14 protein-coding genes are annotated in these 18,593 nt (G+C 38.8%); 8 read left to right on the plus strand and 6 right to left on the minus strand.

Translation table 11 applies throughout. The features are described from left to right. Positions 1-8 precede the first annotated feature (8 nt). The gene (locus BLW74_RS14765) at positions 9-755 is read right to left on the minus strand and encodes a ThiF family adenylyltransferase (RefSeq protein ID WP_089693429.1); all 747 of its coding nucleotides are present in this window, start codon (positions 753-755) and stop codon (positions 9-11) included. Positions 756-958: 203 nt separating this feature from the next. After that, the gene (locus BLW74_RS14770) at positions 959-1,582 is read right to left on the minus strand and encodes a helix-turn-helix domain-containing protein (RefSeq protein ID WP_089693431.1); all 624 of its coding nucleotides are present in this window, start codon (positions 1,580-1,582) and stop codon (positions 959-961) included. Positions 1,583-1,703: 121 nt separating this feature from the next. Here BLW74_RS14770 and BLW74_RS14775 point away from each other — a divergent pair, with 121 nt between their 5' ends. The 8 genes from BLW74_RS14775 (at position 1,704) to BLW74_RS14810 (ending at position 13,117) form a co-directional block, all read left to right on the plus strand. Beyond that, the gene (locus tag BLW74_RS14775; protein ID WP_002981943.1) at positions 1,704-2,099 is read left to right on the plus strand and encodes a type III secretion system chaperone family protein; all 396 of its coding nucleotides are present in this window, start codon (positions 1,704-1,706) and stop codon (positions 2,097-2,099) included. A gap of 19 nt (positions 2,100-2,118) precedes the next feature. Continuing rightward, positions 2,119-2,820 (plus strand): PspA/IM30 family protein, encoded by a 702-nt coding sequence (locus BLW74_RS14780; protein WP_089693433.1) that lies wholly within the window; start codon positions 2,119-2,121, stop codon positions 2,818-2,820. Position 2,821: 1 nt separating this feature from the next. Then, positions 2,822-3,478 (plus strand): hypothetical protein, encoded by a 657-nt coding sequence (locus tag BLW74_RS14785; protein WP_089693435.1) that lies wholly within the window; start codon positions 2,822-2,824, stop codon positions 3,476-3,478. Between the two features lie 125 nt (positions 3,479-3,603). Further along, positions 3,604-5,625, plus strand: coding sequence for a flotillin family protein (locus BLW74_RS14790; RefSeq protein ID WP_089693437.1), 2,022 nt, complete (start codon positions 3,604-3,606; stop codon positions 5,623-5,625). A gap of 145 nt (positions 5,626-5,770) precedes the next feature. Beyond that, a complete protein-coding gene (locus BLW74_RS14795) occupies positions 5,771-10,573 on the plus strand; it encodes a DNA repair ATPase (protein ID WP_089693439.1) in 4,803 nt (1,600 codons plus the stop codon). A 217-nt stretch (positions 10,574-10,790) separates the two neighbouring features. Continuing rightward, positions 10,791-11,159 carry a hypothetical protein gene (locus BLW74_RS14800; protein WP_089693440.1) on the plus strand — a complete coding sequence of 123 codons (369 nt, stop codon included), beginning with the start codon at positions 10,791-10,793 and terminating at the stop codon, positions 11,157-11,159. A 42-nt stretch (positions 11,160-11,201) separates the two neighbouring features. Then, positions 11,202-12,617 (plus strand): aminotransferase-like domain-containing protein, encoded by a 1,416-nt coding sequence (locus tag BLW74_RS14805; protein ID WP_089693442.1) that lies wholly within the window; start codon positions 11,202-11,204, stop codon positions 12,615-12,617. Positions 12,618-12,631: 14 nt separating this feature from the next. Next, positions 12,632-13,117, plus strand: coding sequence for a GNAT family N-acetyltransferase (locus tag BLW74_RS14810; protein WP_089693444.1), 486 nt, complete (start codon positions 12,632-12,634; stop codon positions 13,115-13,117). Between the two features lie 75 nt (positions 13,118-13,192). Here the strand turns inward: BLW74_RS14810 and BLW74_RS14815 are convergent, their stop codons facing one another. The 4 genes from BLW74_RS14815 to BLW74_RS14830 form a co-directional block, all read right to left on the minus strand. Then, the gene (locus BLW74_RS14815; RefSeq protein WP_089693446.1) at positions 13,193-15,046 is read right to left on the minus strand and encodes an alkaline phosphatase family protein; all 1,854 of its coding nucleotides are present in this window, start codon (positions 15,044-15,046) and stop codon (positions 13,193-13,195) included. Positions 15,047-15,441: 395 nt separating this feature from the next. After that, the gene (locus tag BLW74_RS14820; protein ID WP_089693448.1) at positions 15,442-16,110 is read right to left on the minus strand and encodes an HAD-IA family hydrolase; all 669 of its coding nucleotides are present in this window, start codon (positions 16,108-16,110) and stop codon (positions 15,442-15,444) included. A 7-nt stretch (positions 16,111-16,117) separates the two neighbouring features. Beyond that, positions 16,118-17,272 carry a TIGR03364 family FAD-dependent oxidoreductase gene (locus BLW74_RS14825; protein ID WP_089693450.1) on the minus strand — a complete coding sequence of 385 codons (1,155 nt, stop codon included), beginning with the start codon at positions 17,270-17,272 and terminating at the stop codon, positions 16,118-16,120. 11 nt (positions 17,273-17,283) lie between these two features. After that, the gene (locus BLW74_RS14830) at positions 17,284-18,588 is read right to left on the minus strand and encodes a DUF5690 family protein (RefSeq protein ID WP_089693451.1); all 1,305 of its coding nucleotides are present in this window, start codon (positions 18,586-18,588) and stop codon (positions 17,284-17,286) included. Between the last annotated feature and the right edge of the window lie 5 nt (positions 18,589-18,593).

Consider the following 18,593-nt stretch of genomic DNA (forward strand, 5'->3'; position numbering starts at 1 on the left):
GCAGGTAGCTATTCGGAAATAGCATTCATATAGAACTGCGGAAAAGTTTTGTATGGCTTTCCTGTGGCAATTTTGAACATGACGTGTGTGCACATTCCGGCAACAATCCAGGAAGCGATTGCTAATTGAGGAGGAGGAAGATTTTCTTTTTCCTTCTTATAATCGTCTATGATGTTTTCCAGCCACTCATTGGGAGTTCTCCAAAACCGCAGATAACCCGCAATATACTCTACCATTTTGAGTTCATTAAAATTTTCATCAGAGAGAATATCCAGAGGAAGACCGCCAGGCTCAAGAACCGCGACCAGACCTCCCCAGCCAAGATTGTACGGATGCAGAACATGAATCCCTCTTTCCTGGCATATTTTGTCAAACACAACAGGAATATTGCTTGAAAAATCCAATGCGTTAATGGCAATATCATGATCGCCGATTATTTCATGAACATTATCGGGGGTGATGAATTCACTCCGGTAGCGGATATTAGCATCAGGATTAATGCTTTTAAGCCGGTGGTATAAGGTTTCAGCTTTGTAGGAAGATATATCCTGATGGGTATAGTTTTGTCTGTTAAGATTAGACTGTTCAATGGTGTCACCATCCACAATGGTAATATTTTCAAAGCCAAAACGAAGGGCACATTCAGCGATATTACTGCCGATTCCACTGCCTGCAAGCAAAATGGAAAAGTCCTTTATTGTCTGCTGCTCTTCCTGCTGTACGTATAACCTGTTTCGAGAATATTTTGTTTCCATTGCTTCTATTTTAATACAAAAATAGGGGTCTCCATCCTGATTTTGACTACACGATAGTTTAGTTTTAATCCTGAAAATCAAAATAAAAGCATGCGAACCATAGATTAAATGCAGGTTTTATGAAATGCCTTATATGTATTATTCAATGGTTGGTGATTAAAATGGTGTAAAAAACGCTTAACATCACTTGCTGTTTGTACGCCCTAATTGTCATGATTATTTTCGAGTTTTTCCAGTCTTTTAAAAATATCAGTGAAAATATTCTTATCCGTAGTAGAAACGTAGCCGACAATCTTGTAATATTGCTGAGTCTCCGCATTTTTAATTTGGATGTCAGAGGTATATTGCAGATTGCCGTCTTTGTAGATAAGACCTGAGAAAGCATCTTTTTTCAGCTCTGTCTTATTTAAAAATAAAATGTCTCCGTAGTGATAATGAAGAAGCAATTCCTTTTCAGCAGTAAATTCATACACCAGATCAACGGATGCTAATATTTTTTGCAATATCAGCGAATTTGGATTATTATCTTCCGTTTTAAACTGTATTTCCTTACTGTTTTGCACTGCCAATTCCGGAAAAAGCATAAGCTGATCAATATCGGAAACGCTTACGAGCTGGTTTACCTGGATGATTTCAGTCAGTAATTTGTCAATAGTAAGGTTAAAATGATTGGCAACCTTTAATATCGTTTCGATCTTAGGTTCCGCGCGGCCCTCTTCATAAGAGCTAATGACTCCTCTGTTTAAATCAAATAAATCAGCAAAAGCCTTCTGGCTCAGTCCTTTCACCTGTCTTATTTTCTTAATATTAGTTCCAAAGAAGCTCATTTTTGTCTAATCTTTTTTGCAAAGATAGAGAATCTGAAATAAATAATTGCTAATAATATTTGCATTTTGAAAATTTTATTTTATATTTGTGTAGAGAAAATAAAACACTAAACCAGCCATTATGAGAAATCAAATATTCAGAACGGTCAAAGAGTGGTTGTTAGATTATGAGTTTAACATCACGCTGGAGGATGAAGCTCAGAGAATCTTAATCATTGAAAAAGAATCCAACGGGATAAAAAACATGATCCTTATTATATCAGATTCTATTCTGATCATGGAACAGTTCCTTTTTGAAATCAAAAACCCATCCGAAAAAATATTCCTGAGACTGCTTCAGAAAAACAGAGACATCGTTCACGGAGCATTTGTACTGGACGGAACCGGAAGACGGGTGATTTTCAGAGATACTCTTCCAACGGATAATATGGCACAAAATGAAGTGATGGCTTCCATCAATTCTTTAGGGATCCTTGTGGGGGAATTTACAACAGAAATGCTAGAAATGAGTAAGTAATTCACAAAAGATATTTAAAATGAACATTTTCAAAAGATTATTAACGATAGGAAAAGCAGAGATCCATTCTGTGATCGAAAGCTTTGAAGACCCAATCAATTTAACGGAAGAGGGGATCCGTGAAATGAAAGAACAGCTGGCAAAAAGCATAGAAGCACTTGCACAGTTAAAAGCACTTGCCATCCGGAAAAAGAATGAAGCAGAAACAGAGGAGCAAACAGCCAAAGATTATTATAATAAAGCCATAGTCATCGTTCAGAAAGCTGAAAAAGGAGAGGTGGAAACGGCAGAAGCAGACCGCCTTGCCAAAGAAGCCCTGAAAAGGCAGACTTCAGCCCTGGAAAATGCAAAATCTCTTCATAAAGAACATGAAAAACGATATGATGAATGCGAAAAGATGCAGGCCAATATCAATCATCTGAAATCAGGCATTGCCAAGTGGGAAAACGAGCTCAAAACACTTAAAGCAAGGGTTCAGGTAAGCGAAGCCACCAAAGATATCAATCAGAAGATGACCCAGATGGATACCGGAAGCACGGTAAGCATGCTTGAAAAGCTGAAGGATCGGGTCGTGCAGCAGGAAGCCCTTGCTGAAGCTTACGCTGATATTTCAAAATCAGGAAAAAGCATTGATGAAGAAATAGACGCCCTGGTCAATAATAATGATTCAGAAGCTGAAGAAGCTTTAAACAGATTAAAAGAAACACTAAAAAAAGGCTGATATGACCTTTCAGGAATTTTTAAATGTAGCATTTTCTCCGGTGAATACGGTGCTGACGGTTCTGCTCGGGCTTTCAGTAATCTATTGGCTCTTTACCATTCTTACAGGGCTGGATATAGATGTGGGTATTCATTCCGACGTGGATGCGGATGCAGATATAGACGTTCCGGATGGCCATGTTCATACTCCTGATCATGATCCTTCAGCATGGATGCATTTCCTGAAATTTCTGAATCTGGATATTGTTCCCATAACATATTTTCTTACCCTTTCACTGCTGATTACCTGGCTGGGCTCACTGTATCTTAATTACTTTATGCCGCTGCCCACATGGGCCGGAATACTTATTTTATTCCCGCTCATGATCGGAGGAATGCTCTTAACCAAAATGATTCTGAAACCGCTCAATCCCTTTTTTAAGGAAATTAATCATAAAGGGGAATTATCATATGCCTTTCTGGGAAGAGAAGGCCGCCTGAAATCTAGCATTCAGGATGATAAAATAGGGATGATGGAAGTCTTTATCGGAAGCGATCCTATGACCCTGATGGTGAGAAGTAAAGACGGAAGCAGACTGGAGCATGGAAGCCGCGTCATGATTGTAGATGAAGAACCCGAAAAAAGGATTTACTATGTGCAGCAGTCTATAAGATATTAAAAATAAAAACTAATAACCATGATAACTATTTTTTTGATTCTGATGAGCCATATCCTGGATATCATCTGCCATTTCCTATAAAACAAAAAACACAATCTATATATAAATTATAAACTTATAAAACTATGAACTTACCTTTAATTGCTGGAATTATTGTTGCCGTTGTAGCAACAGTCGGATTGATTTTCTGGATTTTATCAATGTATAAAAAAACCGTTCAGGGAATCGTTATTTTAAGAACTGGTTATGGAGGTACAAAAGTCTTCTTTAATGCCGGTATTGTCATTCCCATTATCCACCGTATGGAATCTATGGACATCTCCGTAAAAAAACTGGAGATCTCAAGAGAGGGAAGAGCAGGCCTGATCTGTAAAGACAATATGAGAGCAGATATTCAGGTGGCATTTTTTATCCGGGTCAACAAATCAGTAGATGATATTGTGAATGTAGGACAAACCATTGGCTGTCAGCGTGCTTCAGATGCGCAGACATTAAGAGAGCTGTTTGAAGCGAAATTTTCAGAGGCCCTTAAAACGGTTGGAAAGAAATTTGATTTTACAGAATTGTACGAAGCGAGAAGCGAATTCCGTCAGGAAATCCTTGATATCATCGGAACAGACCTTAATGGATATGTGTTGGACGATTGCGCCATAGATTACCTTGAGCAGACTTCCATTGATAAATTAGATAAAGATAATATCCTTGATTCTGAGGGGATTAAAAAGATCACTGAACTGACAGCCACTCAGAATATTAAAGCCAACCAGGTTCGCCGTGATGAAGAAAAAACCATTACAAAACAGAACGTAGAAGCCCGTGAAGCAATTCTTGAGCTCGAAAAACAGCTGGCTGAAAAAGAAGAATCTCAAAAAAGAGAAGTAGCCAATATCAAAGCCCGTGAAAATGCCGAAATTCTGAAAGTAGAAGAAGAAGAGCGCCTGAGATATGAAACCGTCCGTATTGCTACAGAAGAAAAACTGCAGATAGCCGAAGAAAATAAACTTCGCCAGGTGGTTATTGCTGCTAAAAATAAAGAACGTGCAGATCTCGTAGAAACGGAAAGAGTTCTAAAAGACAAAGCGCTGGAAGCCACGGAAAGAGAAAGAATAGTTTCGCTTGCCCAAATTGAAAAAGAAAAAGCCATAGAACTTGAAAAGAAAAGCATTCAGGATGCGATCCGCGAGCGTCTTACCATGGAGAAGACTGTGGTGGAAGAGCAGCAGGGAATCAAAGACCTGGAAGCCTTCAAAACAGCAGAAAGAAACAAGCAGGTAGAAATTACCGTTGCCACTCAGGAAGCAGAGAAAAAACTGATTGAAGAAACAAGAGCCGCAGAATCCCGCAGATTGGCTGCCGAGAAAGATGCCCAGAAATACGTCATTGAAGCACAGGCGAAAAGAGATGCCGCCGAAAAAGAAGCAGAGGCCCGAAAGATCATCGCAGATGCAAAAGCAAAAGAAGAAGCTACAGTAGGTTTATCCGAAGCGCAGGTAATACATGCAAAAGCCGATGCTGCAGAAAGACAGGGAATTGTAGAAGCTGTAGTAATTGAGAAAAAAGCAGATGCTTCCAAGAAAGAAGGAATTGCGCAGGCAGAAGTGATCAAAGAAAAAGCACTGGCAGAAGCTGCAGGAATCACCGAGAAAGCAGAAGCCATGAAGAAACTGAACGAAGCCGGAAAAGAACACGAAGAATTCCGTCTGCAGCTTGCCAAAGAAAAAGATGTGGAGCTCGCTCAGATTGCGATCCAGAAAGATATTGCTGAAGCACAGTCTATGGTGCTGGCAGAAGCCTTCAAATCTGCAAAAATTGATATCGTAGGCGGAGACAATACTTTCTTTGATAACGTTATAAGACAGGTTTCCGCAGGAAAAGGACTGGATAAGTTCATCAGTCACAGCGAAAACGCACAGATTGTAAAAGAAAACCTTTTGGGTGACGGAGAAAACATCATCGGTAAAGTGATGGGAATGGTAGATAAATACAAAATTTCCTCAGATGACATCAAAAATATGAGCATAGCTTCCCTGATCTTTAAGCTGAACAGCGTGGCCAGCCAACAGGAAAAAGGAATTCTGGAAAGAGCACTGGATATGGCCAAACATCTGGGTGTAGAGCACAAGCCTGTAAACAATAACCATGTTTAATGTAAGAGTGATTTAAAAGGCTCTGAGCCTTAAACCTTGTAGGTTTTTTAAAGCCTATAAGGTTTACATTAAAAAATGTTCAAAGTACCCAAGTTATACAAAGACCTGCAGACCTGCAGCATTGATGACAACCTAAATAAAAACGATGTCAGAACAACTTAATACCGGAACTTACGAAATTATTCAGAACCGTTTGAATGAGCAGAAGAATGACCTGGTCCAGAGACTGCAGCAGCTTAATGAAAGCCGTAAAAATATCTTTGGCGGAGTAGATTTTTCGCTTGTAGCCAATGAGAGAATTTCTACGGATCACAGCTGTATTGCCAAAGATATCTATTCACTGGGCGATCTCCTGATATTCGGATCAAATGCTCATCTGGGACTTCAGACAGAAATCCATATTTCGGATGTTTTTTCCATATATAAAATTAATAATAACCGTTTTGAACCTCAGGATCACACCCTGATCAATGATGAAGTTTTCATTGATGAGTTCAAAAACCTTTACAAATATTACAGAAATACCTTCTTTGCCCGATTTACGTTCACAGAAAACTATCTTTATATGGTTTTCCAGCTGTCCGAAAGCACTACAGATATCAAAGCTTTTAAATGGCTGATCAAAGAAGGCAAGCTGATCTATGTAGATTCAAGAAGCGCTTCCGAGACGTCATACCCTCAGCAGCATGGTTTTGTATGGACGAAGGCAACCAGAGATATGCAGAGATCGGGAAAACATCCTCATATTTCTTTAGCTGACAAAGTTTTTGTAGAAAGCATTGGCGGTGATATCACCATCAAGGTAGAAGACAATACGGATACGGGAAAAGGAATTTATTCTGAAGACGTGATTCATAAAGACCAGAATCTGGATGATGCAGAGATTCATTTCTGTGATCTAGATAATCTGGTTCTGTTTAAAATAAAGCCGTATCAGGAAACAGAACGCTACTTCATTTATAATCACAAAGAAAAAACCGTTTCAAGAGCAGATGCGCTTAAATATTCGGGACTTCTGCTTCCGGAAAATCAAGGGGTATTATTTTCAAACGGATATGCTCTTCAGACAGGAGGTCTAAAGGTAATCTCACAGGATCAGAACAGGCTTTACTATCTGAAAACTGTGATAGAGCCCAATGGTGAGAATTTTTTATATGTTTTTTATGATGATAAAACCAATAATTATCAGCTGATCTCCTATAATATTATTACGCAGACCATAGAAACACCCATCCGGTGCAGTGGCTTCACATTTCTTAATGATGGAAAACTGATCTATCTTCGCGAAAGTGTAGAAACCACGAAAAACCACCTTGCCCAGATCTGGCAGACTCCCTTTTCTAAAGAATTGCTGCCCAATACTGAAAAGGCAGACAGCTTAATTTATAAAATCGGAAACAAGGATATCGTAAGAGTCATGGCAGAAAGCCAGGAACTCATCACCCTTCTGAACAAAAAAGACTCTTACAGCGGTCTTTATAATGATATTGTAAAACTTTCCACATTTATTCTGGACACCTACTACTTCCTTGGTGAAGATGAAGTTCAGAAGCTGGATGTTCCATTGAAAGAGATCAGAGCTATTGCCCATTCTGCGATCAATGAATACGAAAAAGTAGTAGAACAGAGAAAAAATACAGAGGAAGCGTTAGAAAAAATAAAACAGGCCTGTGAGAAAATTCTGGATGATACCAAAAGACTCCACTATTCCCAGCTTACAGAATATATTGATGCCCTTTCTCAGATCAGGACATTAAGAGGAGAAGTTACAGGAGCAAGGGAACTTAAATATGCAGATACAGCTTTGCTGGATATACTGGAAAAATCCCTCGCGGAACGGTATACAGAACTGTCAAATGCCTGTGTTGAATTTCTGCTTCAGGAAGGAGCATTACTGCCGTACGAAGAAAGAGCACAGCAGATATCAGCAGATATTATTGAGCTGCAGAAAGCTATAGATGCCAAAATCATTGAAGAAAATATCAATACCCTTTCCGGCCAGCTGGAATTATTGGTGGATATCGTCAACAATCTTAAAATAGAAGATACTTCCCAGTCTACCCAGATCATTGAAAATATCTCAGTGATTTTTGCAAAACTGAATCAGGAAAGACTTGAGCTCAGCAAAAGAAAAAGAGAAATTTCAGGAAAAGAGCTTGCTTCGGACTTTCAGGCCCAGATTACGTTGTTTGACCAGTCTGTGATCAACTTTCTTGAACTTTCACAAACTCCGGAAAAATGTGACGAATATCTGACCAAACTTTCCATCCAGTTGGAAGAAATGGAAACAAAATTTATTGATTTCGATGAATTTACGGAACAGATTGGAAGTAAGAGGGAAGAAGTTTACGGACATTTCCAGAATAAAAGAGTACAACTTACCGAAACAAGAAATAAAAGAACTCAGAATCTCTTTGAATCAGCAAAGAGAATCCTGAAATCCGTACAGACCAAAGCAGAATCATTTGATTCAGAAAATGAAATCAATGGTTATTTTGCAGCAGATCTTATGGTGGAGAAAGTGAGGGATCTTTCCAGGAAGCTTGCAGAATGGGAAGATTCAGCAAAGTCGGAAGAGATCCAGACTTTGTTAAAGACTCAGCAGCAGGAAGCAGTAAGAAAACTGAAAGACAAAAAAGAGATCTATGCGGAGGGGCAGAATATTATTGCGTTAGGGGACTATAAATTTGCGGTCAATCAACAGAAACTGGATCTCACGCTGGTGCTGAGAAATGCAAAATACTATTACCACCTTACGGGAACAAGCTTTTATGAACCTCTGCATTATACCGCAGATGAATTCAGAGATGTATGGAACCAGGAATTTATTTCAGAAAATAACAACGTAAAAAGGTTTGAATATCTTGCCTGGAATGTGTTTTCCTCCCATAAGGAAATAATGTCGGAAACGGAGAACGGAAAGGCAGTACAGGATTTTACGTCAGAGCATTTTGGAGAAGGACTGGTTAAAGGAATCCATGATAAAGATGCCGAAAAGATTATTCTCAAACTGCAGCAGATACACAATGAACTGGGACTGATGAGGTTTACAGCAAAGGAAAGAACCCTTGCCCAGCTGTTCTGGTTTTTCCTCGAAAATGAAAGAAAAGCATATTACACCCAACAGTTTGAAGCGGCAGCCATTATTGCCCGTTCTTTCACGGTAAAACAGGAATTTGAATACCTGAGCAAACAACTTTCGGAAGAAATGAAATCATTTGCATCAGCCCATGGGATCTTTAAAGAAACGGATTGTATCAATGCAGCCATCTACCTGAAAAAGGAGGATAAAGAAAACTTCCTGATCTCGGAAAAAGCCGCCGCTCTGTACGAACTTTTCATGAAAGCACTCAAAGAAAAAGGCAAAGATCTGGAGTTTATTGCGCAGTTACAGGCTATGTATCAATATCCTTCAGCGTGTTATTATATTGCTGAAAGCGCATTACAGGCACTGGATCCTGAAGCTGATGAAAATATCGTACAGGAAGCAGCAGGATTTTTGATCACCCAGAAGTTTGATCCGAAAAATATCAGGCACATTGCTTATGAAGTAACGCTGAAAGAGCTGAAGTCTCTGGAAAAAGATACAGAATATCATCTTAATTACTTTGAATTTGTATCCCGTCTGAAACATTTTAATACAGTTACCGTTCCGAAATACAAACGCTTGCAGGAACTGAAATACAGTTGGGTAGATGAAAAGAAAAAAGCATTAAAACTGGATACCTTCAAACCTCAGATACTCAGCTCTTTTGTACGAAATAAACTGATTAATGATGTTTATTTCCCTCTCATCGGGGCAAACCTTGCCAAGCAGTTGGGAACGGCGGGAGCTGACAAAAGAACAGACAGGATGGGTATGCTTCTTCTCGTTTCTCCTCCCGGATATGGAAAAACGACCCTGATGGAGTATATGGCTGAAAGGATGGGATTGGTATTTATGAAGATCAATGGGCCTTCTTTAGGGTATGATATTGTATCAACAGATCCTTCCGAAGCCAAAAATGCAGGAGCAAGACAGGAACTTGAAAAACTGAATCTCGCCCTGGAAATGGGAGATAATGTCATGCTTTACCTTGATGATATCCAGCACTGTAATCCAGAGTTTTTACAGAAATTCATTTCCCTGGCAGACGGTCAGAGGAAAATTGAAGGAATCTACAATGGAGAAAGTAAAACCTATGACCTCAGATCCAAAAGATTCTGCCTGGTCATGGCAGGAAACCCCTATACGGAAAGTGGAGAGAAGTTTAAAATTCCGGATATGCTGGCCAACCGTTCAGATACATACAATCTGGGAGAAATATCCGGATCGAAAACAGACCTTTTTGACCTGAGTCTTATTGAAAATGCTTTAATGTCTAATGAATATCTGACCAGATTAACAAATCCGGGAATGGAAAACCTGTATGAACTTTATGATTGTGTACTAACAGATAATCCTGCCGACAACCTGAAAGGAAATTTCAGCTCCAGTGAAATATCAGATTTCAGATCAGTACTGAAAAATACCATCACAGTGAGAAATATGGTGTTGAAGGTGAACAAAGAATATATCGCGTCCGCAGCCATGTCAGACGATTACAGAAATGAACCGCCATTCAAGCTGCAGGGATCTTACCGTAACATGAATAAACTGATTGCCCGGATACAGCCGATTCTGAAAGACAGTGAGGTTACTCAGATTGTTCTGGATCACTATCAGAATGAATCTCAGACACTGACAACGGGAGCAGAAGCCAATATGCTGAAACTGAAAGAACTGATAGGTATTCTATCAGAAGAAGAAACAGAACGATGGAATGATATCAAGAAAACCTTTATTAAAAATAAAACCTTAAAAGGACTGGGTGAAAATGATAGAATGTCACAGATTGTAGCACTTCTGGCACAATTTGGAGATGGGTTGGAAGGCATCAGGGAAGTCCTTAAAAAAGCAGAACAATAACCATGAGATTTTAAATTCCTGCGCAGGCTGTTTTCATTGAAAACAGCCTGTTTTTTATGGATACTCCTCCTAAAAAGGGTATTGATTATAATGAATGTATGATCTTCCGGCAAGTAAAATGTCATGCAATACAATCTGTACCCATAATATTGTATAGTTCTGTATCTGTATCCAAAAGTAAATACTCCATAATTTTGTTTAGCTAAAGAAGAAAAATATGGAAACAATCATTCAACATCAGAAACAGTTTCAATATGCAGAAGCTTATGTATCAGACATGTGGATGCTGAAAAACATTTTTCTGGAAACTCAGAATCTGAAATTGGCAGACCAAAGTTTCGGACTTCCTTTTCTTTTGGCTAAAAACGGGAAGGAAGTGGTTGCTTTTGCCAGTCTGATCCTGAACGAAACAGATCAGATCTCTTTCAGAATCTATACTAAAGATAGGATGCCAGACGAGGAAAAGAGAAATTTCTTTTCCCGGGCTGAAAGATATTTTAACAATAATAAAACCCCTAATTTCAAAGATCCGGAACAGTTAAAAAGCAGTATCAGCAGTATGATCAGCTGGCTGAATCCTGAATAAAAATGTGATAAAATTGTACATTTACATAAACCCCCGGATTCTATGTCTAAAGATGTTCTGTATCTAAAAATAGCCAATTCTGTCACCGAGCAGATTAAAAGCGAAACCCTTCAGTTTGGTGACAGGCTGCCATCACTGAGAAGTGCCCAGAAATTATATAATGTAAGCCTGAACACCATAAAACAGGCGTACATGGAACTGGAAAGCCGCTCTCTGGTAGAATCTCGACCGAAATATGGGTACTATGTAAGCCAGACTTCCCAAAGAAAGCTGGCGCTGCCTTCTGTGGCCCAGATGAAAGTTTCGGAAAGAAAAAATACACCACAGGACCTTATTGATAAAGTATTTGGGGTGATTGGAGGAACAGATATTACCCAGTTTGGATTGGGAATTCCGGGCAAAAGCCTTCTTCCGGTGTCCAAGATGAAGAAATGTATGATTGATGTCATCAAAAGAAAAAGTGACAGCGGAACCAATTATGAACCCGTACAGGGAAGCGAAGTGCTTCGCCGGGAAATCGCAAAATGGTCAATGGTGATGGAAGGCAAAATAACAGAAGATGATCTCGTGATCACTTCCGGTGCAATGAATGCTGTTTATAACTGCCTAATGGCAGTGACACAGCCGGGAGATTCGGTGGCGGTAGAAAGCCCGGTTTATTTTGGAATTCTTCAGGCCATTCAGTTATTAGGGCTGAAGGCTGTAGAAATTCCTACCCATCCCATTACCGGAGTAGACTTAGATGAGCTGAAAAAGGTGCTGCCGAAGCTTTCCGCATGCTGTTTTGTGGTGAATTATAATAATCCGCTGGGTTTTCAGATGCCAGATGAGAATAAAAAAGAACTGGTAAGAATGCTCACAGAACACAATGTTCCTTTAGTGGAAGATGATGTTTATGGAAACATTTATTTTGGAGCAGGAAGACCGAAGCCTTGTAAATTTTACGATGAAGCGGGAATTGTGATGTGGGTAGGCTCAGTTTCTAAAACATTGGCCCCGGGCTTCAGAGTGGGATGGGTAGCTCCCGGAAAATTTAAAGAAAAGATTATCCGCCAGAAATTAGTTCAGACAGTAAGCGGGCCATCTTTGTTTTCAGATGTGATTGCGGATTTTTTGGCACACGGACGGTATGATCATCATCTGAGAATGTTCAGGAAAAAACTGTATGCCAATTACCTCCAGATTCAGAAATCGGTAGTTGAATACTTTCCCGATAATACAAAAATCTCCGAGCCTAAAGGAGGATTTATGCTCTGGCTGGAACTGGATAAAAGAATCTGTACAGAAGATCTTTATGATGCAGCCGTAAGCCAGAAAATAAACTTTGCTCCGGGAAGAATGTTTTCACAGTATAATCAGTATCAGAACTGTATGCGGCTGAACTATGCTTTGGAATGGACAGACCGGGTAGAAAGTGATCTGGAAAAGCTGGGAAAAATGATAAAAAACAGAATTTAATAAACCTTATAGTGATGAATGATATCAGGAATGAAGTAAAAATTGTTGCGTATGAGCCTCAGTATAAACAAGCCTTCAAAGCTTTGAATGAAGAATGGATCAAGACATTTTTTGTGATGGAAGCAGGAGATTATAAGCTGCTGGATCATCCGGAAGAGGAAATTTTAAATAAAGAGGGGCACATTGCTTTTGCTTTATTGGATGGAGAGGTTGTAGGAACCTGCGCATTAGTAAAAACAGAAGATAATCCACTTACTTTTGAGCTTTCAAAGATGGCGGTAAGTCCTAGAGCTCAAGGGAAAAAATTAGGGTATCTGCTGGGAAGTACCCTAGTGGAAAAAGCAAAAGAATTGAAAGCAGAAAAAGTCTTTTTAGTGACCAATTCTATTTTGGTTCCTGCGATTAAGCTTTACGAAAAGCTGGGCTTTATTCATACTCCTGTAAACCATGCAGAGTACGACCGTGCAGACGTGCAAATGGAGCTGATTTTCAACAGATAAACAAAAAAATATTAGAACTCGGATAGGTATATCCTTGTTCTAATATTACAAATTAAATCTAATTGCTTTACTGTTTTATTTCTTGATAAATGTCTTGGTCACCGACTTTTTACTTCCATTGATTTTAATGAAATACAGTCCGGCCGGAAGATTTCCAATATTTATTTTTTCATCGTAAAAACCTCTTGAAGACTGAAAGTGTGATGTGGAAACAAGAGCTCCTTTATTGTCGATAATTTCTGCTTTAATTTCCTTGTCCTCAGATTGATACTGGATGCCAATGAATGTTGAAACAGGATTAGGATAGATTTTGAAATCTTCAACAATTGCTTTCGTTTCTTTTGCTGTCAATATTTCTTTGGAACATACCGGAATTCTGTTGACCCCGTCAATTCCCCATGAAGACTGCACCGGAATACAAAGCCAGTTCAATACCGTAGGGAAGTGGTCTGTTTCTCTTGTTGTTGAGGTATAATCATACACTTTAAAATTATTCACTGTACCAGCATTATAAGTAGGAGAACCTGTTACCGTCATGTTATTGGCATTTGGGCTGGAATCTGTCAATGTATTTCCAGAAGTTCCATTACATTTCCAATTCGCTACCAGCTGAGCATAATAAGGATGCGAAGGGGTTATATCCTGGTTAGCCCAATTCACAATCACATCGTTGGGAAGGGCAGATTTCCAGATTCTCACATCTTTATATGAAGCTGCCAGATTAATTCCGTAAGCATTTGTTCCATCCTGGTTTAAGGTTAACGGAAGTCCGGAATCAATATTTCCGATGGTATTCATTTTAGCAAACGTTACCGGCACACCATCCTCATATAAGGTTACAAGACCATCTCTGTCAAAGCTTGCGGCAATATGTTTCCACTTATTGGTTTCCATTTTTCCGCCAACAAGATCAATTCTGTTCGTTCCGTCCCCGATATTCATCTTAAAAGTCTGTCCGGAATAGCCTGAGAAAACAAATCCTTTATTTTTTCCGTTTGCCCAGTTTTTATTACTGATCATCACCGGATCACTGGAATAGGCTGCATTAGGTTTTACCCAAAATTCAATCGTAAAATCCTGATTGGCTCCAAAATTAAAAGGAGTCTGACTGGCTGGTTTTGCATAAGTTCCTGCAGGAAAATTCAATTGATTAAAGGTGGTATTGGATTCCAAAACAGTTTTGCTGATCTGCTGCGGAGTAAATCCGGGATTAGAATACACCGTAAAAATGTTTCTTTCCGTAAGATTTCCGCCTCCGTGAGAACTTTCAATGGCTCCGTGATCGGTGGTTAATACAACCAACCAGTCTTCGTTGCTGTAAGAAGGCCTGTTTTTCATAGCTGCGACAATCTCTCCAATATAAGTGTCTGTAGTTTTAATAGAATTGACATATTGAGAAACAGTGGATGAGAATCCATAAGAATGTCCTGCATGGTCTACATCATCAAAATCTACAAAGAGAATATCAGGATTGTCATTCTGTAAGGCGTTTACTGCAGCATTTTTCACGGCAAGATCTGTTGACAGGTTGGTTTTTACATCTGCTGTTTTAATAATTTTATCATTGATGGGAGACCAGTGAGCCAGAGAAATAGTTCTTAAAGCCGGATTATAAGTCTCTGCTCTTGTTAAAAAATCCGGATAATTAACATAGTTCGGGCTGGTAAAATTATTGTCCTGAACATTGTGTTTGGTATGCCATACACCCGTCAGCATGGTACTCCATCCATTTCCGCTCCAGGTAGTGGCAGCGCAAAGCCCGTCGATGGAATAAATAGACTGAGTGATAAGGTTTTGAATGTTGGGAGTAGGTGTAGACATCATGACATCTGCACGGCATCCGTCAATACCGATAAAAAGTACTTTTTTGGTCTGAGCTCCAAGGAAACAGCTCATTACAACAGCCATTGGGAATAGTTTTGTTTTCATTGGGAAATAGGTTTTTGAGCGTTGTGAAAGTTTACAAATAGTAATTAATTTTTAACTATTGTAAAATTAGTTTACTATTTGTAAATATTTATGAATTGAAAGTTAATTAATTGATAATTAATAAGTTCAGAGGGAAAACTTAGAAAGAAACCACAAAAGCCACAAGAGATATTGACTTTGTTTATTTTAAATTTCAGGCTTTGCGAATAGAGGATCAAAAAAGATTGCCGGAAATGTCGGTTATAATAAATACTTGATGATCCGTACTACATTCTCCTCCTCCGGAGGGGTGTCAAATTGAAAATTTGACGGGGTGGTAAAAACACAAACATTTCCAATAGAAAAACCATGAAAACATTTGTGTCAGGAAGTATTAAAAAATAAGCTGAAAAAATTTACAGAATATCTTCTGCCTCAGAAATTGTATTCAATATATAATCAGGAGACGCTTTTTCTAGTTCGGCTTTACTCTGGGCTCCGGAAAGAACAGCTACCGTTAGCCCGCAGCCTGCATTTTTGCCCTCTTCAATATCAATCACAGAATCACCTGCTTTTAATACTTTATCAGCATCACTAATATTGAATTTCTTCATCGCAAGATGAATCATTTCAGGGCTTGGGCGGCTTTCTGAAACATCATCTGCCGTTATTAAAGCATCAAAGTGAATAGTTTCCTTCCAGTTCAGTTTATTTAAAAGCTGATGGGCAATTTCTGAAGTATACCCTGTGTTCAAAACAATTTTCTTGTTTTGAGACTTCATATTCAGCAGGAAATTTTCAGTCCCGTTGATGGGCTTTACCTCAAGGTTTTTATAGGATTTCTTGAGCTGGTCAGAGAAATTCTCAAAAATAGCATGAGCATCCTCTTCATTTCCATTCAATTCCTTTAAAAGGCTTGTGATGGCTTCCAGCTTTTCCATTCCGGCACAGCGGGATAATACTTTTTCGAGGCTTACCACATAGCCGTAATCATTCACAGCGGTAGTAAGCGTTTTGTACACTACATTATCTTCATCAATTGTTGTTCCGGCCATATCCAGAACGAGTAATTCTATATTTTTCATTTGAATGTTATGCGTAAATTTTTTCGATATTAAACTTAGAGAATCCACCGCTTCCTGTCATTCCTTTTCCTCCGATACCCGTTACAATATGAATATTGGCAGATGGGCTGTGCTCAAAAATATCTTTCGTTTTGCACTGGGAATAGACTCCGAACCACCTTCTCTGAATTTCATATGTGGGTAAATCAATGATTTTCTTAGCCTCATGAATCATGAATTCATCAATCTCCATATTAAGATCATATCCCAGATCATCTGCATTTTTAGCATCTGCATATTCATGAGAATCTCCGATGATGACCGAACCGTCCAGCGCCTGCTTGAATAAAATATGAACTCCATACTTCTTTTCAAACGAATTCGGATCCTCTAAAGCCTTGATTTTCTGAAAAGAAGGACACTCTCTGAATGATTCATATCTTCTCACGGAAAGCCCCGTAAGAATATTTCCCTGAAGCGAATAAATACCCTGTGGTTTGGTTTGAAGCATCTGAAGTTTACTTACTTCCAGATCGCTGTCATTGAATACTTTAGGATATAAAGTTTTAAACTCGTGTCCACCGCAGATGATGATTTTAGAAGCATTAAATTCCGTTCCGTCTGCACTCACCGCTATACATTTCTGATCATTTTCACGGGTTTCAAGAACCGTTGTATTATAGAATATCTGTAGGCCCAGTTTTTCCTGAAGCAGCTTGTGAAGCTTTACAATCATATCTGCAGAATCTACCGAAAGCTCCTGCGGGAAAAATAAGCCACCTTTGCAATAGTCGGAACGGAGTCCGTCAAATTTTTTAATGCAGTCGTTTTTGGATAGTAAAACAGATTTATAATCATTATTTCTGTTGATTTCATAGAGCTCTTCAATCAGCTGAAGCTCTTCATCATTGGAAGCAATGTATACAGAGCCGTTTTGTCTGATGGTAAGATCTGCCTGCTTGTGAAGCTCATGATAGATGGCAAGACTTTCTCTTCCGAAATTCTGCCATTTCAGATCCATTCCGGAGGGCACTACCTGTCCGAAGTTTCTTACAGTGGCCCCCTGAGGAACAGAATTTCTTTCCAGTAAGGCTACTTTAAGATTTTTCTTCAGCGCATGATAAGCATGCAATGTTCCTAAAATTCCGCCTCCTACAACGAGTAAATCAAATTTTGTTGTCATTGTACTATAATTTATAAAATTTTCGACGTGTCGAAATTGATGAATTGATTAGATTTTGCGTTTGATTTTGGCTTCGATTTTTTCCTGAAAGCCAGAAAAGCAATCACAGAAAGAATTAAAACCATGATGGTGATGATATAATTTAAGTTAATATAAAAATGCAGCCATGAGGTCTGGGCTGAACCAAAGTTTTTATACAAAAGAATCAGCACACTTCCCAGATAACCAAAAGAATCTACAATATAGATCAGAAAACCTACATTACCTTTGATTTCAAATGCGGCAATCATCCGGTCAAAATAAATTCCATTGAAAGGAATATAGCAGATGTACATTCCAAAGCCTGAAATGGTCATCCATAAAAAAGGAGATAATGAACCCTGCTGAAACAGATAGGTAGAAAATCCTACCGTAAGAATTCCGGCAAAAAGGATGTAATGATAATATGCAAATGCTTTTTTATTGTTTTTTACTTTTACCATGAAGCCTAAAATGACAAGCACCATTACCGCAATAGGAATTTCTGTTAAAGTGAAGATAGAGCTGTCAAAAGTGAAATGCAGCCCGTCCCAGATCTCACGGTTGAAATTGTCCCTGAAATCTCTTAAAACCGTTAAGCTGATGTATAAAAAAATGATGCATAAGATGGGTACAAAAAACTGCCTGATCAGGGCTTTCCTCTCCGTACCATTCAGCGGCTGTCTTTTGTTTTTAAGCAAAATATCTTCTTCCGTAGGCGTAGGAATTCTCTCAAGTAACAGCCCGAAAAGAATCAGTGGAATAATGAAGACAAGTCCGGCTGAAAAAGGCATCCAGAATTCTGAAATGGAAAAAGTATCCATCAGAAATTTTCCTACAGATTTTGTAAATCCTGAAGAGACTACAAAGCTTGAGCATAGGAATAAGCCAATGATTTCTGTGGTTTTCCTTCCTTCAATATAAGAAAATACAATACCCCAGATCATGCCCAGCGGAATCCCGTTGATGAACATAAAAATAATATTGTAAGGAGCAGGAACGGCTGCAAATCCTAATAACGCAAGCTCAGCAATAGCAATGAAAGTAAAGAGATACGTAATTCTTTTCTGAGGTTTCAGTTCCGAAATAAATTTGATTCCAATGAATTTCGAGATAAAATATCCTACAGCCTGTGCAATGATAATCAGAATCTTATAATCAACCCCAAAATAGGAGAGTCCTTCGAAAGAAGCTACGGTAAAAGGTTTTCTGAAACCGTACATGCAGAAGTAAACACCAAAAGCAGCAAAAGCGGCCTTCAGTGTTACCAGTGTTTTTTGATTGATCGTTTTTGCCATAGTAA

Origin of the sequence: Chryseobacterium culicis (assembly GCF_900108365.1) — a bacterium.
GTDB lineage: Bacteria > Bacteroidota > Bacteroidia > Flavobacteriales > Weeksellaceae > Chryseobacterium > Chryseobacterium culicis.